Origin of the sequence: Bradyrhizobium sp. CCH5-F6, assembly GCF_001556045.1 — a bacterium.
Classification (GTDB): Bacteria; Pseudomonadota; Alphaproteobacteria; order Rhizobiales; family Xanthobacteraceae; genus Bradyrhizobium.
In genome coordinates this window covers 26,300-52,236 of record NZ_LSIC01000197.1, presented here as the reverse complement: position 1 = coordinate 52,236, position 25,937 = coordinate 26,300, and the positions used below count along the sequence as shown (strand labels likewise).

Sequence of the window (25,937 nt, the reverse complement as noted above, 5' to 3'; positions counted from 1 at the left end):
CCAACAAATGAACGGGGCGGGGACATGGCCCCCGCCCCCAGCGACGTTGCCGCCTGTCTTGCCAGTGCTCCGCAGCGATCAGACGAACAGGAAATCGTGGCTCGTCAGGTTGCTGACATAGACGTTCTTCAGCAGGATCGAATCGTTGGCCGAGAACGTGATGAGCGCGTTCGTGCCGGACTGAGTCATCTGCAGGTGACTGTAGTCGGCAGCCAGAAGCTTCGAGATCTGGATCACGTCGTGCGTTGTGCCGTCGCCAGCCTGGAAGTTGACGATCTGGTCCTGGCCATGGTCGTAGGCGATGGTGGTCGAGTTCGGCGCGGCCGAGAACACGTCGTTGCCGGCTCCGCCCTGGATCGTCACGCCGGCGGCGACCGCCGTGACGTTGTGGGTGCCGTCGGTCTTGGTCTGGTCGAAGAACTGCAGCGTGTTGGCGCTGTTGTAGTTCTCGTGCTGGGTCGTACCGGACTGTCCGTTGAAGTTGAACAGGAAGACGTCCTTCGATCCGTCCGCGTTATTGGCGATCTCCTGGGTCTTGACGCCGGCGCTGTTATAGATGTCGGTCAGCTTGCTGCCGTCGTCGTGGATGACCTGGGTATAGTCCAGAGTGCCGTCGGCGTGGGTCCGGGTGAGCTCGACCAGCTTGCCCGAGGCATCGAGGTGCTGATGCTGGGTGGTGTAGGACTGCCCGGTAACGTTGTAGTTCCAGTTGTCCGACGTGCCGTCGGCATTCTTGATGTAGGCCGCGGTCTTGATACCGCCGGTGTAGACTGTGGTGGAGCTGTAGCCGTCGCTCTTGGTCGTCACCTCGCTGGTGATGACGCCCTTGGCGTCATACCAGTCCGAGGTCTTGGTGCCGTCGGCGCTCTGCACCAGCGTGAAGGCCAGGCTGTTGTCCGCGTGGGTGCGCACGATGTTGGTGAGGAAGCCGGTCGAATCGTAGCTGTCGTGCTCGTTCGTGTAGGTCTGGCCGACGATGTTGAACTGGTAGACGTCCTTGGAGCCGTCGGCGTGGTAGTCGGTCTGCAGCTTCTTGACGCCGGCCGCATCGTAGCTGGTGACCACGCTGCTGCCGTCGTCGTTGACGACCTGGGTGTAGTCGAGCGAGCCGTCGGCGTGCCAGCGGGTCACCTCCGTCGTCTTGCCGGTCGGGTCGACGTGCTGGTACTGCGTGGTATAGCTCTGGCCGGTGATGTTGTAGCTGTAGTTGTCGTGGCTCTGGTCGGCATTGGTGATGTAGGCCGCGGTCTTCACACCATTGGTGTACACCGTGGTCGAGCTGTAGCCGCTCGGCTTCTCGAGCACTTCGCTGGTGAGGACACCCTTGGCGTCGTACCAGTCCGTCGTCTTGGTGCCGTCGCTGCTCTGCATCAGCTTGAACGCCATGCTGCCGTCGGCGTGCTTGCGGATCAGCGTGGTGAGGAAGCCGGTCGTATCGTAGATGTCGTGCTCGGTCGTGTAGGTCTGGCCGGTGATGTTGAAGAGGAACACGTCCTTGCTGCCGTCGGCGTGGTAGTTGGTTTCCTTGGTCCGCACGCCTGCGGCGTCGTAATTGGTGACGACGCTGCTGCCGTCGGCATTGATCACCTGTGTGTAGTCGAGCGTGCCGTCGGCATGCTTGCGGGTCACGGCCGTGACCTTGCCGGACGGATCCACGTGCTGGATCAGCGTGGTGTAACTCTGGCCGCTGATGCCATAGGCATAGTTGTCCTGACTGCCGTCGGCGTTCTTGATATAGGCTTTGGTCTTGACGCCGTTGCTGTAGAGGGTCGTCGATGTGAAGCCGTCGGCCTTTTGGACCACCTCGCTGGTGAGGCTGCCGGCGGCATTGTACCAATCGGTCGTCTTGGTGCCGTCGGTGGTTTGGGCCAGCTTGAAGGCGAGACTGCCGTCGCTGTGCAGGCGTGTCAGCGTGGTGAGGAAGCCGGTCGAGTCGTAGACGTCGTGCTCGGTCGTGTAGTTCTGGCCCTTGATGTTGTAGGTCCAGACGTCCTTGCTCTTGTCGGCATGATAGCTGGTCTCGACCAGCTTGACGCCGGTGGCGCTGTACGTGGTGATCACGCTGCTGCCGTCGCTGTTGTAGACCTGCGTCGAGTCCAGCGAGCCGTCGGCATGGCTGCGGGTCACCGAGGTGACCTTTCCCGTCTTGTCGAGGTGCTGCACCTGCGTGGTGAAGCTCTTGCCCGTGATGTTGTAGGTAAAGTTGTCCTGCGATCCGTCTGCATTCTTGACGTAGGCGGCGGTCTTCACGCCGTTCGTGTAGAGCGTCGTGGAGTAATAGCCGTCGGCCTTCTGCACGATCTCGCTCAGAAGCGTTCCGGCCGTGTTGTAGGTGTCGGTGGTCCGGGTTGCGTCGGTGCCGATGTGAACGAATTTCGTCTGCACGCCGGCGGTGTAGCTGATCACATCCTTGGAGCCGTCGGTGTAGGCGACCGTGGTCGAGGTCGGTTGCCCGCTCGAATTGAGGCCGGTGTCGGACTGCGAGAGCAGCTTTCCGCTCGCGTCGTAAGTCTTCGTGCTGGTCCAGGTCGCGGCCGTGTTCGTCACCGAGAACGAGTATCCGCCCCCAATCTTGGACAGCGCACTGCCGTAATGGGCGATGATGTAGTCCATCGTCGCTTTCGAGGCGACCGGCAGGACATGCGAGTCCGTCAGCGTGATGGTTTGCAGCGCCGTCGAGTCGCTCAGGTCGGACAGTTGCGGTACGATCTCGGCGGCCGTGCCGCTGATGCTGGTCCGGGTGTCCGGCGGAGTGGGCGTGGTCGGGGGCGCATCGATCTCGATGATCAGCGGGTGATCGCTGACCGGAATCGTGATCGTGCTGACGTCCGTGTAGCTGGCGATCGCGGTGGTGCCCGTCAGCGTGTCGTACACCTTCACCGTATGATGGACGGCGCCGAGGTTCACGGTGACCGTCTGGGCGCTATTGCTGATCTCGGTATCGGTGGCGTCGTTCCACAGCTTCGGCTCGGCCCAGACGACGAGCTCGTAGGCACCGTTGCTCTTGCCCAGCACCATGCTGTTGCCCGAGGCCGGCATGTTGCTCAGCGTGTAGTTCAAGGGATCAGTCGGCTGCAGGCCGCCCTTGCCGTCGTCAGCCAGAATGGTCGTCAGGTTGTGAATCGCCGTCGCGGCGAGCTTCGGCGTGCCGTCGGAGTTGAACAGGCCGAAATTGGCTTCCGGATTGGTATTGCTCGCGGAGGAGTCGCGGTCGAACAGCTCGTAGAGATAAGTCGCGCTGACGCCGGCCTTGTAGGCATCGACGAGCGTGTTCAGGATCGATTTGGCCTGCACCGTCTCGTTGACGCCGAGATATTGGGTGTTGGCCTGCGTGGTGTAGCCGGTTTCCGTGATGACGACGGGCTTTCCCGGTGCAGCGGTCATGACGGCGCTCAGCGTCGCCGCAATGGAGCTGCTCGGCGTCAGGCTGGTGCTGACATAGGCGTGGGCGTTGGCGTAGTCGACGGAGCCCGACATGTTGCCGAGCTGGCTGTAGCCCTGGGGATCGTTGTAGGCCAGTGAGAGATTGTAGACGGGGATGCTGGCGAGCGCGACGTTGGCATTGACGGCCTGATAGAGCGCACTCTGGAACTGACCCGCGGCCGTGAGGCTCGAACTGCCATTGTAGCTGAAGGGCTGGTGATTGGCCTCGTTGAGCCCCTCGATGGCGCTGATGCTGCCCGCATAGCTCGTCGCGAACTTCTCGAGCGAGGCGATGTAGTTCTGCAGCCCGACCGTGCCCGTCTGGGGCAGGGCAGATGACACCAGGAAGTCGAACTTGTATCCGGCGGCCGCCAATCCCTCGACGACGGGTTGCGCAGCCGGGCTGGTGCCCATCGCGTCGCGGAGATGGGTGACGCCGAGATACTTGAGGTCCTCGACCATCAGCGCGAGATTGTTGTAGCCGGTCCAACCGAAGCCGGCATGCGTGTTGACGCCGATGGAGTTGATGAATCCGCTGGCAGACAAGATGGCTTGATCGGGCATTGCACACTCGAATTTCAGCGCGAACGAAATTGCTCGCTGGATTTGCGGTCAACCATCTCTGTCGAGTGTGAATTTCAGATAAAAATGGAAGCTACAAATCGCGAGCGAACAGAGGTTCCTTGCGCAGGAACAGAATCGCTCTTTTGCAGCAGAATAGTAATGCGATGCCAAAGCAGGGTGACGCGAGAAAGGCGCTTTCGTGATTTTCACGATCCGCGCTGCTGAATATGTGCGCATGCCGGCAGGGTTGCCCAGCGTTTTCCGCTGAAGCTTTCATCTTCATCGTCGGATTGCACAGCGCATCGGCAGATGCCGTTTTCGATGGCGGGTAGATTAATAAATATTATCGTGATGGTTGTGTGTGTAGTTTCCAGGATGTTTGCCGTCTGATTGGATCTGGAAGCCTGACGGTTCCGCGCAGAACGGGATCGGCGGCGTCGTCCAACGGCTCACCGCCGTCCGCGCGGGGTGGCTCGGTCGCGCCGGGCGCGACGAACTAGCTGCGGCGGGCCAGCATCAGAAAGTCTCCTCGCCATCCGATGATCGCCGTCGCGATCGCGGCGATCACGACCTTGACGGCGAGCCATGCCGCGGGTTCCGTCGGCATCGCGCCGAGCGATCCGATCAGGATCGCGGCCACCAGCGCCTGCGTGACCAGCTGCCAGCGCGGGAATGCCTCGAACCGCAGGGTCGGACCGAGCGCGGCCAGGATCGCCGCGAGCGTGGCGAGCGACGCGCAGCCGACCGCCTGTCGCGGCGACAGGCCGGCCCATACCGCAGCCAGCGAGCAGGCCGCGACGATCGCGAGCTGTCCGGCCGCGACCACCACGAGCCGGGTCGCGCGCTTCTCGAGGTGAGGAACGACTGCGACGGTCGCCTGGAGATGGAGGTGCAGGAAATAGAAGGCGGCCACCGCGGGGGCCGTCTGCAGGAACCCATCCAGGCTCTCCCGCGGCACCAAGATGCGGGCCGCATCCGGAATGAAGCCGACCAGCCCGCCGAACAGCACGAGGGTCGTGCAGATCATGAACTCGAACATGCGTCGCGCCGATCGAACCGACTTCGTGACGCTCCCGTGCTCGAAGTCCTTGACCACCTCGGGATAGCTCACGGTGTGGATCGCCGCGTTGAGAACCCAGAACGGACGTTGCAGCAGGTCGAGCGCGATGGAGAATCCGGCGCCGGCTCCCGTCGCGCCGAGCCGGCCGATGATGATGACGCGGAGCAGCACCGGCACCGACAAATGGATGACGGATGCGCCGGCCGCGAGCATGCCGTAGCGGGCGAAAGTCTTCCAGTCGGCGAGCATCGCCGGCAACGACGCGCGCTCCAGCGGCGTGCGGTATGCGAGGAGCCCGGCGACGAGGCCCAGCGTGTGGCCCGACGCAATGCCGAGCAGCGCGGCCTCGGCCGTCCCCGACATCGCACCTCCTGCGGCGGCCCCGGCCAGGAGGGCGGTGGCGCGCAGCGCAAGAAGGGAGGATGCGACGCCCAGCCGGTCGGACAGACGGACCGTCAGGAAGTACAGATCCGTCAAGCCCTGAAGCACGGATATGCCGAGCCCGAGCGCGATGATTTCTGCGGGAAGCGCGCTGGTCAGGGATGCGCAGCTCCCGACGATGACGAGCGCGCCCGCACTCGACAGGCCTGCCGCAAACAGCGACCATCTCAGCCGCGCCGCCTCGTTCTCTCCGGCCCCCGCCAGAAAGCGCAGTCCGGCGAGTTGCAGCCATTCGAACATCAGGACGCAGAGCAATTGGCTCGAGGCCAGCGCGAAGGAGAAGCTGGTGTAGTCGGAAGCGGGCAACAGATGGCTGATCGCGAAGATCAGGATGATCGCCGCGGCGCTCTGATAGACGTAGCCCGCCATGGCGAAGAGGCGTGTCATCTGGGAATGAGGCGCTCCTTGCCGACGCCCCGTCCCTGTGGCGCTTCAGCCGTGGCGGCGCGCATGCGCGACATCCGTTGCTCGCGCAACTGCTCATACAGGTTCTTGTATGAAGACAGCACGTCGGCAAATATCCACTTGTTGGTATCCGCGATGAGGCGGCGGCTGATCTCGTCGATCTTGCGCGGATCCGAGGCGACCGCGAGCATGCTGTCGGCCAGGGATTGCGGATCGGCTTCGGTCAGCCAACCGGTCACGCCGTGCTCGATCACCTCGGGCATGCCGCCAAAGCGCGTTCCGAGCAGCGGCCTGCCGGCCGCCTTGGCATCGGCGACCACGAGCGGACCTGGGTCGTGCCAGATCGACGGCGCGACCACCACGTCGACCTGCTTGTAGAAATCGTCCGGCACCACGAATCCCATGAACTCGAGTCGCGCATCCGGCGCGAGCGCCCTGAGGCGCCGTTGCTCCTCGTCGCTGACGCGACCTGCGATCAGCATCCGGATGCGATCACGAGGCAGCAGGGCAAGCGCCCGCATCAGGTTGTCGATGCCCTTTTCCTCCGTGAGGCGGCCGATGAACCCGAACGTCACCTCGGTCGTGCAGACCGGGCGAGGGTAGGGCTCACGTGGCGGCTCGGTCGAGGCATTGCGGATCACGGTACGTATCGGCGTCTCCGTGAACATGCCCATGTCGGTATGGATCGACAGGACGCGTTCACTGACGCCGACCACGGCGCTGAGCCAATGCGTGGCCCGCCTGCGATGGAAACTCAGAATCTTGCAGCTCGTGCAGGTGTGCTCGCAAGACCGTCCCTTGTCGAAGCGGGAGCAGCGCGGGCAGGTCAGATAATAGTCGTGCAGCGTATGGAGCACGGGAACGCCGAGCTGGGCCGCAACGCGCCAGATCGCGGTGGTGAGACCCGATAGATTGTTGGAGTGCAGGACATCAGGCTTGAAGGCCCGGATGCGCTCCGCAATCAAGGGCGCTTGCATCTGCCAATCGTCGACGGCGTGCCAGATGCTGCGCAAGGCGACGTTCTTCTGCTCGGTGAACGGCAGATAGACGTTCTGCACCGGCGCGGAATAGATGTCGATGCCGTTGCAGCTTTCGCGCGCCTGCCCAGGGGAGGACGCGGCCCGGATCACTTCCACCTCGTCGCCGCGTTGCGCCAGGCCCTCGGCGAAACGCCGCGCGAAGATCTCTGCGCCGCCGACGATCTTTGGTGCCTGAGGCGTCGGATAAAGCGTGGACGTCAAAAGAACTTTCATCGTGTCAACCTCATGTCTGAAATTGCGTTTACCGCGCCGGCCGTATCTCCAGAGCGGGTATTGCACTGTCATTGGCTGCAATCAGGACCGGTGTGCTCGAAACGGGAATCCAGGCCCCGGAGGCGGGTCTTGCCGTGGAGTCGCACGGCATGGCGACGGTTGCCCCTTGCGGATCACCCTTGAGCCGGATTTCGTAGCGTCGGTCCGGAGCCTCGGACCAGACCGCAACTCTGCCGCCGGACGCCGTCGATGCATTGATCGACACGACGCCGCTGGCGAGCTCTCGCCGCTCGGCACTCAGGCTGGAGCGAATGAAAGCCCACGCGCCCTGAGCCGCGCAGGCGACCGGCTTTGGCGAATTGTCGAAACGATAAAGTCCGAAATTGTCCTCCAGCTCCGATGGATTCTTTCCGCTGTCCTTGAGCTCGTAGAGCCACATTCCCTTGAGCCAGCGCGTCGCGGTCGACGCCCACAGGATCAGTTGCGCCGTATTGTCGGCCTGGGCCTGTTCGCTGACGCCGCATTTGTTGGTGGCTGTCGTCCAGCCCGTTTCGGTCACATAGATCGGGAAGTCGGGGTTTCCGCTCGCCTGGCCCACGAGGCGGTGAAACGCCGTCAGCCTGTCGATGATTTCAGCCGAGGTGCGTTTGCTTGGCCCCATGCAGAAATTGTAGAGATGGATCGAGGCGCCGTCCGCGTGTTGAAGAATGCCGGTCCGCAGCATCTTCTCCGTCCATGTCCAGCCGGGATCGTCGCCGAGCGCGCCGACGATGAAAGGCGCGTTCGGGGCAACCCGCTTGACCGCCGGCCGCGTCACCTCGGCAAGCGCCAGGTAGTTTTCCGGTGAGAATGCGGCATCCTTCTTGGCCGCCAGGTTCCATTCGTTCCAGAGCTCGAACATCGGATGTTGCGTCACGACCGATTGCGCGGCGGCGGCCGCATAATCGGCAAACCGGCGCCGGGCTTCATCGGTCGTCGGTGGCGAGGAGTTCGGAACGAGATGATGGCCGAACGCAAGGATCAGGAGCGGGCGCGCGACTCCGGACCTGACTTGCGCCTCCAGCCTACCGAGTCTGGGCGCGAAACCCATCCGGCGCCCGGCCGTTTCGAAATCGGACCAGGGGAAATCGTCACGGAAGGAATTGAGGCCGAGTTGCTTGATCTGGGCGATGTTCTCCGCAGGAACGTATCCGCGTGCGCTGACGGGTCCTCCCAGCCCCTGATGGGTGCCGACACCCAGCAGGAATCGAGCATCGAGCGGCTGAGCTTGCTGAGCGCAGGCAGGAACCGACAGGAGTATGGACGAGACGAGGCCCGCGAGGCGGAGGACTCTGTCGCGAACAAAGGTGCGTGGGCGTGTCATGGTCTAGATCAGGCTCACGCGCGACGCACTGGCGGAGACACCGATCCCGGCCCAGGGCATCGCCAGTCCGATCTCCAGCATGTGCGAGAGCAGGCGTGCATGTTGATCATCAGAAATTCTTGGAGAGATCCGATTGCAGCCCCGCTTTCGCTTCGACCGGTGTCGGGTCGTCCTGGAGGAGCTCGGTATAGACCTGCTGCAATTGCCCATGTGTCTTCTGAACGTCATAAAACTGCTTGAACCGGTCGTAGCCGCGCTGTCCCAGCACCTTGAGATCGAGATCGAGCGCGCGCCGGAAGCCGTCGATGAGCGGCTGCACGGCGACCGGCTCGCAAAGCACGCCCGTGACGCCGTCGACGACGATCTCGGGCAATGCACCGCTGCGGAACGCCAGGATGGGTTTGGCCGCGCGCATCGCCTCCAGCGCAACGAGCCCGAAGGCTTCCCATCGTGACGGGATCACGACGAGATCGGCGGCCTCGAGTTGCGTCTCGATGGTCGGGCGGTCCAGCCAGCCCAGCAGGGCCACGTTGGACGGGACGGCCGGGCCTTCGTACTTGTTGACGACGGAGGCGCCGATCATGCGGACGTCCAGCGCATGCTCGAGCGAACGCGCCGCTTCGATCAGGAGATCGAAGCCCTTCTGCCGATCCAGGCGCCCGATGAACAGGACCTTGACCTTGTTGGAAGTCCAGTCTGCCGCGACCGGCTGCGGCGTGCGGCTCTTCGATATGCCGTTGTGCACGAGGGTCAGGCGCTCGGCGGGAATTCCGGCGCGGACCGCTTCGTTGAACTCGTCGCTCGAGATGCAGATGATTCGGTCCGACGTGCGCGCAAGCAGTTTTTCCGCCGCTTTCGTCAGGAGATGGCTGAGGCGGCTGGTCTCGCGCGAGAACGCCCAGCCGTGCGGACAATAGACGACGCGCGGTCCGTCCGAGCGGGCCGCCAGTGCGGGGCGAAGCACGAGGCCTGCAAACGAGGAGTGCAGGTGGACCACGTCCGGCCGGAAGGCATCCAATGCCTGCATGCTCGCGCGCAGCATCTGAAACAGGCCGGAGACGCTGCGGCCCGACCGTTCGAACGTCGTGATCTGGCTGTCATCGATCGCGGCGAGGTCGCGACGATGATCGGAAGGCACGACATAGTGCACGTTCTCGGCGCCGAAGCTTGCCTGTTGCTGCGGATGCAGCTCGTTCAGATAGCTCGCAATCCCGCCGCGGATGGTCTCGGCGATGTGCAGCACTTTCATCTTTTGCTTTCCATAGGACCGCGTGGGAGAGCCGGGCATCGGGGACCCTCGTTCTGATCTCGCTGATGCGAACACAGTTCCCCGAATACGTAGCGATATTGGGGCAGCGATGTGGTGATGTTGCGCCAAGCTCTTTGCACCGACGAATCATAGCAATTACGGAGAGCTTCATGGAACCAGATATGAGGCAGCGAGTTGCAAATCGTTTGTGCAAGAACCATTGCGCGCGATGGGCGAGTTGCGCGGAATTTCAAGCAGCGCTGGCGACGTTTGCCGGCCCGGCGAGATGATCGAGCAGCGCTTTCGCCGACTTTTTCCACGAATAGAACGCAATCCGATCTTGCTGCTTCATGCGTTCCTGATCAGAAATTGCGCCGGCTGCCAGTCTTTCGAGCATGAGCTGCTTCAGCGATTCGGCATCGCTGGCGTGAAAATACGCAGCGGCATCACCGCACGTCTCCACGACGGCATCAGCCGTCGAGGCGATGACCGGACAGCCGAAGATCATGGCTTCGAGTGGCGGCACGCCGAATCCCTCATAGAGCGAGGGAAACACGAATGCCGATGCATGCGCATAGAGAGCTGCGATCTCGCTGTCGGTCAGGCGCCCGGCCAGCAGCAGGCCGGCAGCGCCTTCGCTCGAATTGTCCTGGAAGACCTTGCTGTTGTCGCCGCCGACGATGACCAGCGGAACATCGGGCCGATCGAGCAACTGGACCGCGCGGATCGCGACGGCAAGATTCTTGTTCTTGGTCCGCGAGCCCACGTAGAGAAAGAATTTCTGCGGCTGAACGCCGAGCCGGGCCATGATGCCGGGATCCGGCTTCGTCTTCGCGAAATGTTCTGCGCTGTTGGGGAAGACCGGGATTTCCGTTGCCGGCAGATGCAGCACCTCTGCAAGCTCCCTGCGCGAAAATGCCGAGACGGTCGCGATGCTTGCATGCCGGGCGAGCAGCCGTCCCATCGTGCGGTGAACCGCCAGATAGCGCCAGTTGAAGAAATCGGGCCTGCGAAAGACCTGAGCGTCGTGGATCACGACAATATGGTCGCGATGAAACACCGGCCCGGAATTGGCCAGGCTGATCAAGCGGCCTCCCGTGGCGGCGCGCGCCAGATCGATTTGATCCCAGGCATGTCCGCGCCGGCGGCCGACGGTGCGAATCTTGATTCGTTCGAGGTGAAGGTCCTCGCTTGCATCCACGGGCGTCAGCAACTGCCAGTCTGCGCTCCGCAGCGAGGCGGGAGTCTGCTCGGAGGCCAGCTGCGCGTCGATCGCCTTGACGATTTCGGCGGCATAGCGCTGAACGCCGGTGAGCTTTTGCGACAGAAAGCGGCCGTTGATGAAGAATTTCAATTGGCTACCACGATGGTTGATTCGGAGTCCGGCTCCGGACTGCGGGACTCAGACGGTGGACGAGGCGCAAGGGAGCAACCGTTAGGTACAGAAATATGACGCAGCTCTGCAGGACCCTGGTCTCCGCCTGCATGGCTGGCGTCACCTTGCCGCGTGTGAGGTCGCGGTATAGACGTCGCGCATGAGCGATGACACTCACACAATCCACAGCGGCTCCCTCAGCGCAACCGTCAAGGCGCATGGCGCCGAGCTGTGCTCGCTGAAGGATGGCAGGGGTCTCGAATTCGTCTGGCAGGCGGGGCCGGAATGGCCGCGCCACGCGCCGCTGTTGTTTCCGATCGTCGGGCGGCTCGCCAACGACGAATTGCGGCACCGGGGCAAGACGTATCGGATGACCCAGCATGGCTTTGCCCGCGACAGCCGCTTTATGTGGGCCGAACGTGGCGAGAGCCGCTGCACGCTGGTGCTCGATGACAATGAGACGACCCGCGCGCTCTATCCGTTCGCGTTCCGGCTCACGGCGGCCTATGCGATCGACGAGTCCGGCCTCGATCTGACGCTCACCGTCGCCAACACCGGCAAGGAGACATTGCCGGCTTCGGTCGGCGGCCATCCCGCCTTCAACTGGCCGCTCCAGCCTGGCGCGGCAAAGGAGAGCTATGCGCTGACTTTCGCGGGCGCAGAATCGGCGTCGGTCCGCCGTCTCGATGGTGGCCTGTTGCGGCCGGCAGCGGAGCCGAGCCCGGTCCAAGGCGCCTTGCTTCCCTTGTCCAATTCCCTGTTCACCGACGACGCCATCATCTTCGACCGGATCGAGAGCAATTCGGTCCGCTATGCCGCGGGGCAGGGCGCATCGGCCGGACCCTGGTTGAAAATGTCCTGGCGCGGCTTTCGCGAGCTCGGCGTCTGGTCGAAACCGGCAGGCGCGCCGTTCCTCTGCATCGAGCCGTGGCGCGGCTATGCCAGTCCCGCCGGCTTCGACGGCGAGTTCACCGACAAGCCGGGTCTGATGCACATTGCGCCGGACGCGCAAGAGCAGCTGTCGTTCCGGATCGAGGTCGGATCGTCCTGAGGCCGGACGGCCGATGGCCTCAGACCTCGATGCGCGTGAGATCCTCGCCGAGCACCACCGGCCCCGAATAATCCTGCCGCACGTCGTCAAGTAGCGCGTTCAGCATGGTGTCGTCGGTGCGCGGCCGGTGATGGGTCAGCGCGAGCTTCCTGACGCCGGCGTTGGCCGCGACCTTGCCGACCGTATCGCCGCAGGCAATCGTCAATTTTGCGAGGCGGCGGAGCTGCTCGTTGTTGATCTCGGGCGTCGCGAGAAAGCAGCACTGGACGAGCAGGTCGGCTCCCTCGGCCAGTCGCTCGAGACCGGGGCACGGCACCGTATCTCCGGAAATCGCAATGACCTTGCCTTCCGCCTCGAAGCGGTAGCCGAGACACATCCAGCGGTGGAGAAACGCCGGCGACATGTCGAGGCCGTCGCCGTGCGAGACGAGTTCTGCGCTGATCTTCCAGCGGCCGGTGTCGCGAACGGGGCCCGGCACGATGTCGGCTGCGACCACCGGCTTCCAGCCGCCGAAGCTCGGCTCGGCTTGATCGCGCCAGGCGATGTCCTTGTCGTAAACCTGCGTGATCAGCGTATTGACCAGGCGCTCGGTATCGGGCGGTCCATAGATGCGCAACTCCTCCTTGCGTCCGTGCATCCATGAATTCAGCATCACGTCGTAGAGGTCGCCGATATGGTCGAAATGGTGATGGGTGAGAAAGACCGTGTTGATGGCGCCGAGGGGCACGCCGGCCTTGCTGAGCTGCACCATGACGCCGCGGCCGGCGTCGAACAGGATGTTCTCCTCGCCGAGCCTGATCAGTGTGGTCGTCGCCATCCGGCGGGGGTCCGGGCGTGGGCCGCCGGTGCCGAGCAGTATGACCTCCATGACGCCACCTCCAGCTGCAGACTCCGGAGACGCACAGTAGATGCGAAGCTCGCGGCGGAGCAAGCCGCGAGTCGCTGCCGCTGCGGGATCTGATTTTCAGAAGTCGTGAACCTTGCCGGCGCGATGATGCGCGGAATGAGAAATGTGGGCCAATTCATACTTAATGCGGCAAGGCCATGACCAATATTGTTTGGGCAGTACAACACGCCTAGTATCGCGGCAGGCAAATTTCGGGGGCTCGAACAGGTCGTGAATGGTCGTTCACAAGGCCGCGCGTTGCGCGACGATCTGGGTCTTCAGGCCGGGCCGCAAGCACACAGGATATCCAACATCGTGGCCGATTCCGCCCGTCAGGAGTTACGTCCTATCGGCCGCGAGCGGCTGATCGTCGTCGAGGACGATCCGGTGACGCGGACCATGCTGGTCGGCTATTTCAACGAGAACAATTTCGACGTGGTCGGTGCCGGCTCCTGCGCGGAATGTCGCCAGGCTTTGCGCGCGCGTACCGATCTCGTCTTCCTCGACGTGCAGCTGCCGGACGGCGACGGCTTCGAGCTCGCCAAGGAGATCCAGGCCACCAGCAACGCCGGCATCATCTTCGTGACCCGCCGCGACACCGACGTCGATCGCATCCTCGGCCTCGAGATCGCCGGCGATCATTACGTCACCAAGCCGATCAACTTACGCGATCTGCTCGCGCGCGCGCGCAGCGTGCTGCGGCGGCGTTCGATCGACCGCAAGGCGGCGCGCAACCACAATTCGATCGCGTTCGGCGACTGGATCATCGACCTGACCCGGCGTGAATTGCTCGGCAGCGACGGCAAGCCGGTGGCGCTGACCCGCGCCGAGTTCGACCTGCTGGCGGCACTGGTCGGGGCCGACGGCAGGCCGCTCAGCCGCGACTATCTGATCGAGGTGGTCAGCAACCGCCAGGCCGAAGTCGACATCCGCACGGTCGATGCGCTGGTGGCGCGGCTGCGCCGCAAGCTGATCGGCAGCGGCACGCCGGTGATCGCGACCGTCACCGGCGTCGGCTACAAGCTCGCGCTCAGCGAGCGGCTGTAGAGCGTTTTCGAACGAAGTGGACACCGGCTCGCGTCAGGAAGACACGCTAGACCAAGAATCTGGAGGCTCGTTCCAATCCCATCGGAACGGGAAAGGCTCCAGGTGAGAGGCCGGCTCGCCGTCAACGCGATGCGACGCGCTTCCATCTGGCTTGGATGCGCGCCTTGATTTGGGTGATCCGGGCTTCGTGCGCGGCCCAATAGGCGCGGCTGGCGGCCGCGGTGCCTTGGCGATAGCGTGCATAGACCGCTTTGGGCTGCGCCGGCATCTTCGGGCGGCTCGCCGGTTTTGCCGGAGCCACAGCAGCGACCGGGGGCGCCGGATCCGGAGCAGCCGCGGCTTCGGCCCCTGTCGGCATCGCGCTCATCGCGACGAGACGGTTACGGGCGCGGTTGCAATAGACCTGCGACCGCGCGGTCATCTCTTCTTCGCCGTGACCTGCCCGGTATTTCATCAGGGCGCGGCAGAGGTCCCCGCCTGCCAGATGCCAGGCCCGGCTGAGATAAAGCACGCCGAAATGGATGTTGACGTCCGGTTCTGCGAGCTCCGCGTCGCTTCCCCGGAAGCCCAGCATCGCCGCCGTCCCGGGCCGCACCTGCATCAGGCCGATCTCGCCGGCGCTGCCGATGACCCCCGGATTATAGCCGCTTTCGACGAAGACGACGGCTTCGGCGATATCGGCCGACAGATTGGTGTTTGCGGTTTCTCTCTCGATGATTTTCCGGATCATGGCCCGGGATGTCGGCGTCTCGCCGGCACCGAGCTCCGTCCTGGCGTTGGCGATCGTCGAGGTCGTGTGCGGCCCGTCGGTATCGCCGTCGCTCGCATGCGCGCAGATCGGGGCCGACAAAATCAGGACGACCGCTACGTGTCTCCACGTCGCGCCGAGCTTGAAGCATGCCCGATCCCACAGCATGGTTTTCTCATAGAGCCCCGGAGTTAACAAACCGGCATCCGGCGCGCCGTCACTGCCGCGCGCGGGCGCTCTGATCGGTGGAGGTCGCTGGCGAAGGCGCGGCCAACCGGTCGTCGACCGCATAGAGCGTGCAGACGGGCGACCATTTCAGGCACGCCGCCAGCGAGTCGCGCCGGGCATCGTCGGCCGTTGCGCGGCCCGAGCGCCAGCCATAGCCGCCGTTCGGCGACACCGCGAAAGCCTTGTGCGGCAGCATGCTCGCGAGATAGCGGGCGAACTCGGCCCGCGCGGCCTCGTCGAGCTGGCGTGGCGGCGGCAGCGGATCGGGCGGGCCGAGGATGTCGCGGCCGACGAGGCCGCGCTCGCGCAGGAATGCGTCGAGATACGGCGTCCATTGCGGGCGGCCCGCGACCGAATAGAGATAATGGCCGTCGTCGCCGTAAGGCGGCGCCGCGATGAACGTCGCGTTGCCGCCGCTGGCACTAAAGCCGTCATGGAGTCGGCGCGCGAGGTCGGGACCGAAGTACGAATCGTTGGTGGCGTAGACCCACAGCGTCGGCACGCGCGACGTCTTGCCGAAGGTGGCGAAGGCGCGCACCAGCCCATCGGGATTGCAGACGTCGTCGTCGTTCCGCGAGCCGCGGCCGCCGGCAAAGTTGATCGCGGCGACGAGGCCGGGTGGGGCCTGCGCGCTCAGCGCGACGGTTGCGAGCCCGCCGGCGGACTGGCCGGCCGCGATCATGCCTGACGTCGTCACGTCGGCCCGGCGCGCCATCGCATCGATCGCGGCGCGCAGATCAGCAACCGCGACTGCGCTTGCAGGCAGGTACGCCGCTTTCGCGCAGCCGCCGAGGCTGTCGATGCGACCGCCGGGCGAGGTGCCGTAGCCGCGCCGCATCACGATCAAGGCGGCGAAGCCGCGCCGGGCGTATTCGAGCGCGATGCCGTAATATTTGCGCGCGGACATCGTCGCGCGGTCGTCGAACTTGCGCGGCGAGCCGTGGCTGAGCAGCGCCAGCGGATAACGCTTTGCACCGGCGGGGCGGACCAGAAACGCCTCCAGCCCCTGCGGCCCAGCCTCCGACATCGGAATGCGCAGGTCCTCGGTGTAGAACTCGGCGGCCCGCGTCGGCGGGCCAGCCAAGGTGACGCCGAAGACCAGACCAGCGATCAGCGGAAGCAGCTTGCGCGAAGGAATCATGAGACGATTGGAAAGGGCACCGTTGGCGGAGAGCATAGCACGGTTTCGTAGCCCGGATGAGCGGAGCGACATCCGGGGCAGATGGTCCCGCATATCGCTTTGCTCATGCGGGCTGCGGCATTCATTCCGGGTTGATGCCCAAGGAACGCCTTCCCCACCGCGCGTGTTGTGCACTTGGCGGGGGCACCGCCGATGCTATGGTATCCGCTAAATCCGTGACGACAGGACGAGGAAATCTCAGTGGCTGATGTTCATCCCGCGGCGGGCAAGCCTGTCTCGCCGGACGCGCTCACTAACGTTCCACGGCTGGTGACGGCCTATTTCGCCGGCAAGCCTGATGTTGCGGATCCCGCGCAGCGGGTGGCGTTCGGCACCTCCGGCCATCGCGGCACCTCGTTCAGGAACACCTTCAACGAGGGGCACATCCTCGCCACCACGCAGGCGATTTGCGACTACCGAAAGGAAAAGGGGCTGACGGGTCCGTTGTTCATCGGCATCGACACCCACGCGCTGGCCGAGCCGGCGCTGGTCAGCGCGGTCGAGGTGTTCGCGGCCAACGGCGTCGAGATCATGATCGACAAGGACGGCGGCTACACGCCGACGCCCGTCATCTCGCACGCCATCCTCACCTACAACAAGGGCCGCGCCAGCGGCCTCGCCGACGGCGTCGTCATCACCCCATCGCACAATCCGCCGGAGGACGGTGGCTACAAATACAATCCGCCCCATGGCGGCCCGGCGGATACCGATGTGACCGGCGTCGTCGAGAAGCGTGCCAACGCCTATCTCGCCGATGGCCTCAAGGGCGTCGCGCGGATGGACTACGCCAAGGCGAAAAAATCCGCGAATGTCCACGCCTACGACTTCATCACGCCCTACGTCGCCGATCTCGGCAATGTCGTCGATCTCGACCTCGTCAAATCCGCCGGCGTCAACATCGGCATCGATCCGCTCGGCGGCGCCGCCGTGCATTACTGGCATCCGATCATCGAGCGCTACGGCCTGAAGGCGACCGTCGTGAACGAAGCGATCGATCCCACCTTCCGCTTCATGACCGTGGACTGGGACGGCAAGATCCGCATGGATTGCTCCTCGCCCTACGCGATGGCGAGCCTGATCGCGATGCGCGACCGTTTCGACGTCGCCTTTGCCAACGACACCGATGCCGATCGCCACGGCATCGTGACGCGCACCGGCGGCCTGATGAATCCGAACCATTATCTGGCGACCGCGATCTCCTATCTGTTCGCGCACCGCCCACACTGGGGCAAGGATGCCGCGATCGGCAAGACCGTGGTGTCGAGCTCGATCATCGATCGCGTCGCGAAAAAGCTCGGCCGCAAGCTGGTCGAGACTCCGGTCGGCTTCAAATGGTTCGTCGATGGCCTCCTCACTGGCGGCTTCGGCTTCGGCGGCGAGGAGAGTGCGGGCGCCTCGTTCCTGCGTCGCGACGGCGGGGTGTGGACCACCGACAAGGACGGCATCATCCTCGGCCTGCTCGCAGCCGAGATGATGGCGAAGACCGGCCGCGATCCCAGCCAGCTCTTCGGCGATCTCACCGCCGAATTCGGCATGCCCCATTACGCGCGCATCGACGTCGCCGCGACAGGTCCGCAGAAGAACATCCTGAAGTCCGTCACGCCCGAGCAGCTCGGCCTGAAGGATCTCGCCGGCGATCCGGTTCGCGCCACGCTGAGCAAGGCGCCCGGCAACGGCCAGTCCTTCGGGGGTATCAAGGTCGAGACCGATTTCGGCTGGTTCGCTGCAAGGCCCTCCGGCACCGAGGATGTCTACAAGATCTACGCGGAGAGCTTCCGCAGCACCGAGCACCTGAAGCGGATCCAGGACGAGGCGCAGGCGGGCTTGGCGAAGGTGTTCGGGGCGTAGTCTTTTGAAATCGAAGCTGTCGCCGCGGTGACGGGTGCGTTCCCTCCCCCGCTTGCGGGGGAGGGTCAGGGAGAGGGTGTCTCCGCGTCGGGATTGTCTGGGACTTGCAGATGGGACCCCTGGGTGGAGAGAGCCCCCACCCGGCGCTTCGCGCCGACCTCCCCCGCAAGCGGGAGAGGTGCACCGTCTCCGCGGAAGGATCTTACATTATTTCCTGTATACCGATATGACGAGTAACGGTATTATTTCACGCTTGAACGATTCTAGTCCCGCGCTATTGTATACAGAACGCATACATAAGCCGTGGGAGTGAGACCGATGACAAAGCCCTTCCCCATGAATGCCTGGTACGCCGCCGCCTGGGATGCGGAGGTGAAGCCGGCGCTTCTGCCGCGGACGATCTGCGGCAAGCATGTCGTGATGTACCGCAAGGCCGATGGCTCGGTGGCCGCGCTGGAGGACGCCTGCTGGCATCGCCTGGTGCCGCTGTCCAAGGGTCGGCTCGAGGGCGACACCGTCGTCTGCGGCTATCACGGTCTGAAATACAATGCGCAAGGCCGCTGCACCTTCATGCCCTCGCAGGAGACCATCAATCCGTCGGCCTGCGTGCGCGCCTATCCCGTGGTCGAACGCCACCGTTACATCTGGCTCTGGATGGGCGACCCCGCGCTTGCCGATCCCGCGCTCGTGCCGGACATGCATTGGAATCACGATCCGGCCTGGGCCGGCGACGGCAAGACCATCCACGTCAATTGCGACTATCGCCTCGTGCTCGACAATCTCATGGATCTCACCCACGAGACCTTCGTGCACGGCTCCTCGATCGGCAACGAGGCGGTTGCCGAAGCCCCGTTCGACGTCACCCATGGCGAGAAGACCGTGACGGTGACCCGCTGGATGCGGGGCATCGAGCCGCCGCCGTTCTGGGCCAAGCAGCTCGGCAAGCCCGGACTCGTCGACCGCTGGCAGATCATCCGCTTCGAGGCCCCGTGCACCATCGCGATCGACGTCGGCGTCGCGCCGACCGGCACCGGCGCGCCGGAAGGCGACCGCTCGCAGGGCGTCAACGGCTTCGTGCTCAACACCATTACGCCCGAGACAGAGAAGACCTGCCATTATTTCTGGGCCTTCGTGCGCAACTACCGCCTCGGCGAGCAGCGCATCACCACCGAGATCCGTGAGGGCGTCTCCGGCATCTTCCGCGAGGACGAGCTGATCCTGGAGGCGCAGCAGCGCGCGATGGACGAGAACCCCGACCGCATCTTCTACAACCTCAACATCGACGCCGGCGCGATGTGGTCGCGCAAGCTGATCGACAAGATGATTGCCAAGGAGAATGCGCCGCAACGCCTCCAGGCCGCGGAGTAGGCGATGGCCGAGCGGGAAGTCGACCGATCCGTCTCGCAGACCGTGAAGGCGCAGCTCGCGCTGCGCGACCAGATCCTGTCGGGCGCGTTGCGCCCGGGCGAGCGCATCTCCGAGCTTCAGGCGGTGGAGACCACCGGCGCCTCGCGCACGCCGGTGCGCATGGCGCTGGTGCGGCTGGAGGAGGAGGGTCTGCTCGAGGCGATCCCTTCCGGCGGCTTCATGGTGAAGGCGTTTTCGGAGCGCGACATCTCCGATTCCATCGAGCTGCGCGGCACGCTCGAAGGCCTTGCGGCGCGCTTCGCCGCCGAGCGCGGCGTCTCCGCACGCGAGCTCGAGCCGCTGAAGGAATGCCTCGCGGCGATCGACGAGCTTCTGCGGCAGGTGCCGATCTCGGTCGATGCCTTCTCGTCCTATGTCACGCTGAACGCGCGCTTCCACGCGGTGCTCACCGAACTGTCGCGCAGCCCGCCGTTGATCCGCCAGATCGACCGCGCCTCGGCGCTGCCGTTCGCCTCGCCGAGCGGCTTCGTGATGGCGCAGTCGGCGTTGCCCGAGGCGCAGCAGATCCTGATCATCGGGCAGGAGCACCATCGCGTCGTGATCGACGCCATCGAGAACCGCGAAGGCGCGCGCGCCGAGGCCATCATGCGTGAGCACGCGCGGCTCGCTGTGCGAAACCTGCGCCTCGCGCTGCGCAACCGGACCCATCTCGACCTCTTGCCGGCGCTCGCGCTGATCAAGACCGCAACCGATTGAGGGCCGTCACCATGCGCTTCATCGAAACCTGGAATCCGGCAACGCTCGTCTCGACCCGCGATCTCGCGCCCGGCATCCGCGAATTCCTGATCAAGCCGGATCAGCTCGACGTCGCGGCCTATCCGGTCGGAAGCCACATCAATGTCAGCGTGACCATCGACGGCCTTCCGGAGACGCGGTCCTATTCGCTGGTCGGCGAGGCCTCTTCGCATGGATTCAAGATCGCGGTGCGCCGCGCCGACGATTCCCGCGGCGGATCGCGCTACATGTGGTCATTGCAGCCGGGCGCGCGGCTCGACATCACGCAGCCCGCCTCGCTGCTCGCGGTGGACTGGACCCGCGAAGACTATTGCCTGATCGCCGGCGGCATCGGTATCACGCCGGTCCTCGGTGCCGCGCAGGCGCTGGCGCGCCGCGGGGCGAATGTCAGGCTGCACTACGCGGTGCGTTCGCGCGCAGAGGCCGCCTATCTCGATGATCTCGCCGCGATGCTCGGCGATCGCCTCGTCGTTCATGCCAGCGACGAAGGCAGCCGGCTCGATCTCGACGGCCTGTTTGCTTCACTTCCCAAGGGCACGCTCGCGCTGTTCTGCGGCCCGATGCGGATGCTGGACGCGGCGCGCCACGCCTGGATCGGCGCCGGTCATCCGCTTCCCGATCTCCGCTATGAGACCTTCGGCTCCAGCGGCACGCTGCCGACCGAAACGTTTCGCGTCCGATTGAAGGACTCGGCTATCGAGCTCGAAATCCCGCGCGAGCGCTCGATGCTGGACGTGCTCAACGCCAGCGGCCACGAGGTGATGTACGACTGCAAGCGCGGCGAGTGCGGCCTGTGTGCCATCGACGTGGTCGATATCGACGGCGAGATCGACCACCGCGATGTCTTCTTCAGCGATCACCAGAAGCAAAGCAACCAGAAGATCTGCGCCTGCGTCTCCCGCGCCCGCGGCACGATCACGGTGGATACGCTGCTGCGCGTCGACGCGCTCTGATCTGCCTGAAGCTGGAATTCGTTGGGATGAATGGACGCGCCGCGGTCTCCACCTCTCCCGCTTGCGGGAGAGGTCGCGCCGAAGGCGCGGGTGAGGGTTCTCTGCTCTGGGGGAGTCCCTCTGCGGAGACAACCCTCTCCCCAGCCCTCTCCCGCAAGCGGGAGAGGGGGCTTACCGCCGCCGTATCTGCCACTTTCGCCCCAATCACCTACGCCGCGAAAGTCGCCCGATACGTCTTCGTATCCAGCAGCGCCAGCACGCGATCGGGCGATACAGGCCGGCTGACGAGATAGCCCTGCGCCTCGTCGCAACCTAACTGGCGCAGATATTCGAGCTGATCGGCGGTCTCGACGCCTTCTGCGACGACGCCGATCTGCAAGTCGCGCGCGAGCGAGATCACCGACTTCACGATCGCGGCGCAGTCCGGCTGCTCCAGCATGTCGCGGATGAAGGACTGGTCGATCTTGATGCGGCTGAACGGCACTTTGCGCAGGTAAGTCAACGACGAGAAGCCGGTGCCGAAATCGTCCAGCGCCACGGTGACGCCGAGCTCCAGCAGCGCATTCAGGACCGTCGCGGCCGAGGCGTATTTCGAGAGCAGCATCGATTCCGTGATCTCGATCTCGAGCCGGTGCGGGGCGATCTTGGCCTCGGCGAGCGCCTGCACGATGATCTGGAGAATAGCTGTGTTGTGAAACTGCGCTGCCGAGAAGTTCACGGCCACCCGGATCTCCTCCGGCCACCCGGCGACCGTCGCGCAGGCGCGGCGGACGACCCATTCGCCGATCTCGTGGATCAGCCCGGACTCCTCGGCGATCGGGATGAACTCGCTCGGCGGTACCAGTCCGCGCGTTGGATGCTGCCAGCGCAGGAGCGCCTCGAAGCCGGTGATGCGGCTGCCGCCGAGATCGAGGAACGGCTGGAACACCAGGAACAGCTGGTCCCCTGCGATCGCGCCCTCGAGGTCCGATTGCAGCGCCTTGCGGTCGCGGGACAGCCTGTCGTCGGCTTGTTCGAAGAAGCAGACCGTGCCGAGTCCCGCCTTCTTGGCGCGGTAGAGCGCGGCATCGGCGTTCTTCATGAGGTCGAGCGGCGTGTTGCCGTCGCGCGGCGCCAGCACGATGCCGACGCTGGTCGCGCCGACGATCCGGCGGCCCTCGATCTGGAACGGTTCGGTGAAGGCCGCGACGAAGCGTTCGGCGATCTCGAGCGCGTCTTCCGGCCGCCCCACATTGTTCATGACCAGCGCGAACTCGTCGCCGCCGATGCGCGCGACATGCTCGCCTGCGCGCGTGCAGCGTTCCAGGCGGCTTGCGACCTGGACCAGGAATTCGTCGCCGGCGGGATGACCGAACTGGTCGTTGACCTCCTTGAAGCGATCGAGGTCGAGCAGCAGCACCGCGAACTCCTCACCCGACAACGCCAGCCGCTTGAGCGCCGCATCGAGTGTCTCGTTGAAGGCGACGCGGTTGGGCAGATGGGTGAGGGAATCCAGCCGCACCGTGCGCTCGGCCTCGATCTGCCGCATCAAACGCCGCGTGAACGAGAACGAATTGACGAACACGCCGCGTAGCAGGACGCTGCCATACACTGCGACCAGAAAGGCGATCAGCAGGAAGGCCAGGTCGCCATTCCTGCCGAGGCAGACGGCGATCCCGACGAAGATGGGGGCCGTGAAAGCGATGGCCGCGATCGGAATCGTGGCGAAGGCCAGCGCGCCGCCGGCCAGCATGCCCGAGCACAGGCAGGTGATGACGAGCTGGCCGCCGGTCGAAGCGTCGGCGAAGAAGGCGACCGGGACGATGCCCCAGGCCGCGCCGAGCAGGAAAGCATTGCGTACCAGCCGATGCATGGCGCGGCGCGAGACGACCAGCGGCCTGGTGATGCGGCGCGCGGCGCGGGATTGCAGGCCGAATCCGATCGCGGCGGTGGCGACAGCGGCAGCCCAGATCAGGGCAGCCGTCCCGTCGGGCGACTGCCACAGTGCGATGGCGAGCACGATGGCGTTGCAGGCATTGGCGAGCATGATGCCGACCGAATAGCAGAGCACCAGCGACATCTGTTCGGCACGGATATACCCGGCGACGGCCTCGTCGGTTGCGGGACCGCCAAAGGCCGACAGATCGCCGGCGAACAGCCGTGCGGCATAGTTGGTCGTTCGAGTCCGCATTCCAGAGCCTGCTCGGCCGTTTGTCCGGCGCGCGAGAATTCGCCGCAAACCTTTGACGAACTATGAATTATGCTTCGCTGCGGTGCTCGCGCTGACCACTTCTGCGTGTTCGTGAGGGAGTATCGATAACAAATCGATACAGATGCAGGGTGGCGGGGGTAGGCAATTGCATCCGAAGCGATCGCCGCAGGTCCGTCATGCCCGGGCTTGTCCCGGGCATCCACGTTCTTCGTGCCGCAGGAAAGCTCGTGGATGGCCGGGACAAGCCCGGCCATGACGCTGCGGAGGTTCAACGCCTTCAGTCCGGAATCACCGCCCCAGCTGCTTCGGATCGTAATAGAAGCGCTCCTCGTCCGTTCTTTCCGCGCCCCCCGGCCGCATCGTGACGACCTCCGCGAACGCATGGTAAGATTTCTCGGACCGACCAGGTTTGAGTGCGCCGCGTCGGCTGCGGATACGTTTTGCGATCACGAGGGCCTGTCCATGAGCGAGCCTTCTGCCGATGTTTCGGCAACGGTCGAATACACGATGGACAAGTGGCGGATGGACCGCCTTCCCTGGGCCATGTGGGCTTGCGTCGCCGGTCTTGCGATCGCCATTCACGCCGAGAGCCGCGGCCAGAATGGTGCGGCCCTGGCCGCCGTCTATCTGGCTCTCCTGGGGCTGGCGTTCGCAGGCTATGCACTGACGACCCTGATCGGACGGTCCGGCCTGCCATTGCTTCTGGAACTGTTGATCGGCGTCCTTGTCCTGATCATCGTTTCCGGCGTGATCGGTGTCATCAGCGTGTTGGTCGGCGGACCAAGCGGCCGTTCCAGCTACGTCGGGGCCATGCGCAGTCTCTATTGGAGCCACCTCGTGAATCCATCGCTGAATGTCTTCGGCTGGATGTTGCTCTATCTGGGTTTCGGATGGATTGTGTTTTCAGCTTACCGGCATCTCTACGCGGATCGGGCGGTCGTCTCAATGTCTGCCACGGGCATCCGGTTTCACAGGCCCTGGCTCAAGGGTCTCTTCATTCCCTGGCGGGAGGTGCGTGGGGTGGGCCATCTCGTCGTTCCCGGCATCTCGGGGGTGCCGTTCGTCAGTCCATATGCTGCGGCCGTCACGGTCGGCCAGGATTTCTATGAACAGCACATCGCCCCGAAGCGCAGCTTCTTTGCGCCGCCCGGGGCCGAAGCCATGTTCCAGCCGAAAGGCGAGATGATGCAGGTGGTGCTGAACAGCGCCGACATGACGGTCAAGCCGGAAGATTTTCTCGGGCCTGCGGAGGCGCGATGGAAAGCATTCCGGGATCAACCGAAGCCGTCATCCCACGACGGCGGCGCCATCGTCTATGGACGCTGGTCGATCGACGGCTCGCCGTGGCAGGCCGTCAGGTTTTTTGCACCTCTCATCGGCATGATCGTGGTCATGCTGTACCGATGAGGAAGTCCGCTCAGCGTCCAAGCTGCTTCGGGTCGTAGAAGAAGCGTTCCTCGATGATCTCATCGGCTCGCCAGGTCTGCCATGCGATCTCCTCCAGTGTCAGGGTCACGCCCTCGGCGTTGGTGAAGGAGAATTTCCAGCGGCTTGCGACGATATCGCCATCGATCAAGCTCGGGCCGAGGCGCACGGCCGTGACCTCCTTGAACGCCGCCAGCACGCCACGCTCCTTGTCCGCGAGCTTGTCGCGCCCGACCGTTGGCGCGGCGAGATTCTCGTAGGTTGCGGCGTCCGGCGCGTAGTAGTCGAGGATCGCTCCGACGAAGTCGCCGCCTTCCAGTCTCTTTGCGAACGCTTCGACGATCTCACGGCTCGGCATGATGCACCTCAGGCATAAAACCGACTGATAGTTGGTAAGTACCGACCGATAGTCGAAAAGTCAACTGGCGGCCTGCGCCCGTTTCGACTAGACGAGACTCATGGCCAAGCAAGCAGAGCGGCGCGCGGCGACGACGGAGGCGATTCTGACGGCGGCGCGTCGCCTGTTTGGGACGCAGGGCTATGCCGCCACCACCATGGACGAGATCGCGGAAGGAGCCTCCGTCGCCAAGGGCGCGGTCTATCATCACTTCAAGACCAAGGAAGCGGTGTTCGAAGCCGTGTTCGACCAGGTCTCGCGCGACCTCGTGGCCGAGATCGACCGCACGGCACGGGCCGAGAAGGATGTGCTTGCCGCGCTGGTCGCGGGCACCCAGCACTATTTTGCTGCGACAGCGAAGGGACCGGCCGGCCAGATCATTCTGCGCGACGGCCCGGCCGTGCTCGGCTGGGAGCGCTGGCGCGAGATCGACGCCAGGCACTTTGGTGGCAAGCTGCCTCGCGCGCTCTCTGCGGCGATGGACGCCGGCCTGATCGCGCGCCAGCCGGTCGAGCCGCTCGCCCGGCTGCTGCTCGGCGCGGTGACGGAAGCCGCGGTCGCCTGCGCCGGACGCGCCGATATCGCAAGGGCGGGCGCGGAATATGCCCGTGCGTTCAAGTCGCTGGTCGAGGCGCTGCGCCTGCGCGAATGATTGTGCTAAGTGAGCGACGGAAACGCCAACACCAA

The 25,937-nt window shown here is 64.5% G+C and carries 19 protein-coding genes; 8 read left to right on the top strand and 11 right to left on the bottom strand.

The features are described 5' to 3' along the window. Nucleotides 1–78: 78 nt before the first annotated feature. The 6 genes from AX729_RS34290 to AX729_RS34265 all read right to left on the bottom strand — a co-directional run bounded on the left by AX729_RS34290 (nucleotide 79) and on the right by AX729_RS34265 (nucleotide 11,112). Nucleotides 79–3,987: a hypothetical protein gene (locus AX729_RS34290; protein ID WP_061028736.1), complete on the bottom strand. Its 3,909-nt coding sequence runs from the start codon at nucleotides 3,985–3,987 to the stop codon at nucleotides 79–81. 496 nt (nucleotides 3,988–4,483) lie between these two features. Further along, nucleotides 4,484–5,875, bottom strand: coding sequence for a hypothetical protein (locus AX729_RS34285; protein WP_061028733.1), 1,392 nt, complete (start codon nucleotides 5,873–5,875; stop codon nucleotides 4,484–4,486). Further along, complete coding sequence (locus AX729_RS34280) at nucleotides 5,872–7,146, bottom strand: glycosyltransferase family 4 protein (protein WP_061028730.1); 1,275 nt, start codon at nucleotides 7,144–7,146, stop codon at nucleotides 5,872–5,874. The genes AX729_RS34285 and AX729_RS34280 overlap by 4 nt, the downstream gene beginning before the upstream one ends. 28 nt (nucleotides 7,147–7,174) lie before the next feature. Further along, a complete protein-coding gene (locus AX729_RS34275; RefSeq protein ID WP_061028727.1) occupies nucleotides 7,175–8,509 on the bottom strand; it encodes a hypothetical protein in 1,335 nt (444 codons plus the stop codon). 109 nt (nucleotides 8,510–8,618) lie between these two features. Beyond that, complete coding sequence (locus tag AX729_RS34270; protein ID WP_061028846.1) at nucleotides 8,619–9,758, bottom strand: glycosyltransferase; 1,140 nt, start codon at nucleotides 9,756–9,758, stop codon at nucleotides 8,619–8,621. A 250-nt stretch (nucleotides 9,759–10,008) separates the two neighbouring features. Continuing rightward, a complete protein-coding gene (locus AX729_RS34265; protein WP_061028725.1) occupies nucleotides 10,009–11,112 on the bottom strand; it encodes a glycosyltransferase family 4 protein in 1,104 nt (367 codons plus the stop codon). A gap of 181 nt (nucleotides 11,113–11,293) precedes the next feature. Here AX729_RS34265 and AX729_RS34260 point away from each other — a divergent pair, with 181 nt between their 5' ends. Beyond that, nucleotides 11,294–12,184 (top strand): aldose 1-epimerase family protein, encoded by an 891-nt coding sequence (locus AX729_RS34260; RefSeq protein ID WP_061028723.1) that lies wholly within the window; start codon nucleotides 11,294–11,296, stop codon nucleotides 12,182–12,184. A 19-nt stretch (nucleotides 12,185–12,203) separates the two neighbouring features. Here the strand turns inward: AX729_RS34260 and AX729_RS34255 are convergent, their stop codons facing one another. Further along, a complete protein-coding gene (locus tag AX729_RS34255; RefSeq protein WP_061028721.1) occupies nucleotides 12,204–13,052 on the bottom strand; it encodes an MBL fold metallo-hydrolase in 849 nt (282 codons plus the stop codon). Nucleotides 13,053–13,301: 249 nt separating this feature from the next. Between AX729_RS34255 and AX729_RS34250 the strand changes: the two genes are divergently transcribed. Beyond that, nucleotides 13,302–14,117, top strand: a complete 816-nt coding sequence (locus AX729_RS34250; RefSeq protein WP_061028719.1) for a response regulator transcription factor — start codon at nucleotides 13,302–13,304, stop codon at nucleotides 14,115–14,117. 121 nt (nucleotides 14,118–14,238) lie between these two features. On the opposite strand, the gene AX729_RS34245 is transcribed toward AX729_RS34250, so the two are convergent. Both AX729_RS34245 and AX729_RS34240 read right to left on the bottom strand, forming a co-directional pair. Then, the gene (locus AX729_RS34245) at nucleotides 14,239–15,033 is read right to left on the bottom strand and encodes a lytic transglycosylase domain-containing protein (protein ID WP_061028716.1); all 795 of its coding nucleotides are present in this window, start codon (nucleotides 15,031–15,033) and stop codon (nucleotides 14,239–14,241) included. A 49-nt stretch (nucleotides 15,034–15,082) separates the two neighbouring features. Beyond that, nucleotides 15,083–16,234, bottom strand: a complete 1,152-nt coding sequence (locus AX729_RS34240) for an alpha/beta hydrolase family protein (protein WP_156457359.1) — start codon at nucleotides 16,232–16,234, stop codon at nucleotides 15,083–15,085. A gap of 240 nt (nucleotides 16,235–16,474) precedes the next feature. On the opposite strand from AX729_RS34240, the gene pgm reads away from it, so the two are divergent. From pgm to AX729_RS34220, 4 genes are all read left to right on the top strand, one after another. Further along, complete coding sequence (gene pgm, locus AX729_RS34235; RefSeq protein WP_061028711.1) at nucleotides 16,475–18,121, top strand: phosphoglucomutase (alpha-D-glucose-1,6-bisphosphate-dependent); 1,647 nt, start codon at nucleotides 16,475–16,477, stop codon at nucleotides 18,119–18,121. A gap of 318 nt (nucleotides 18,122–18,439) precedes the next feature. Further along, nucleotides 18,440–19,489: an aromatic ring-hydroxylating dioxygenase subunit alpha gene (locus AX729_RS34230; RefSeq protein ID WP_061028709.1), complete on the top strand. Its 1,050-nt coding sequence runs from the start codon at nucleotides 18,440–18,442 to the stop codon at nucleotides 19,487–19,489. A gap of 3 nt (nucleotides 19,490–19,492) precedes the next feature. Continuing rightward, nucleotides 19,493–20,245 (top strand): GntR family transcriptional regulator, encoded by a 753-nt coding sequence (locus tag AX729_RS34225; RefSeq protein ID WP_061028707.1) that lies wholly within the window; start codon nucleotides 19,493–19,495, stop codon nucleotides 20,243–20,245. 11 nt (nucleotides 20,246–20,256) lie between these two features. Then, entirely contained in the window at nucleotides 20,257–21,237 is a 981-nt protein-coding gene (locus AX729_RS34220) for a PDR/VanB family oxidoreductase (protein ID WP_061028706.1), read from the top strand. A gap of 208 nt (nucleotides 21,238–21,445) precedes the next feature. On the opposite strand, the gene AX729_RS34215 is transcribed toward AX729_RS34220, so the two are convergent. Continuing rightward, complete coding sequence (locus AX729_RS34215) at nucleotides 21,446–23,407, bottom strand: putative bifunctional diguanylate cyclase/phosphodiesterase (RefSeq protein WP_061028704.1); 1,962 nt, start codon at nucleotides 23,405–23,407, stop codon at nucleotides 21,446–21,448. A 231-nt stretch (nucleotides 23,408–23,638) separates the two neighbouring features. Here AX729_RS34215 and AX729_RS34210 point away from each other — a divergent pair, with 231 nt between their 5' ends. Then, nucleotides 23,639–24,835, top strand: coding sequence for a hypothetical protein (locus AX729_RS34210; RefSeq protein WP_245325494.1), 1,197 nt, complete (start codon nucleotides 23,639–23,641; stop codon nucleotides 24,833–24,835). Nucleotides 24,836–24,845: 10 nt separating this feature from the next. Here the strand turns inward: AX729_RS34210 and AX729_RS34205 are convergent, their stop codons facing one another. Further along, on the bottom strand, nucleotides 24,846–25,211 hold the full coding sequence (locus AX729_RS34205; RefSeq protein ID WP_061028701.1) for a nuclear transport factor 2 family protein: 366 nt from the start codon (nucleotides 25,209–25,211) through the stop codon (nucleotides 24,846–24,848). Nucleotides 25,212–25,311: 100 nt separating this feature from the next. Between AX729_RS34205 and AX729_RS34200 the strand changes: the two genes are divergently transcribed. After that, nucleotides 25,312–25,902, top strand: coding sequence for a TetR/AcrR family transcriptional regulator (locus tag AX729_RS34200; RefSeq protein ID WP_061028698.1), 591 nt, complete (start codon nucleotides 25,312–25,314; stop codon nucleotides 25,900–25,902). Nucleotides 25,903–25,937 lie beyond the last annotated feature (35 nt).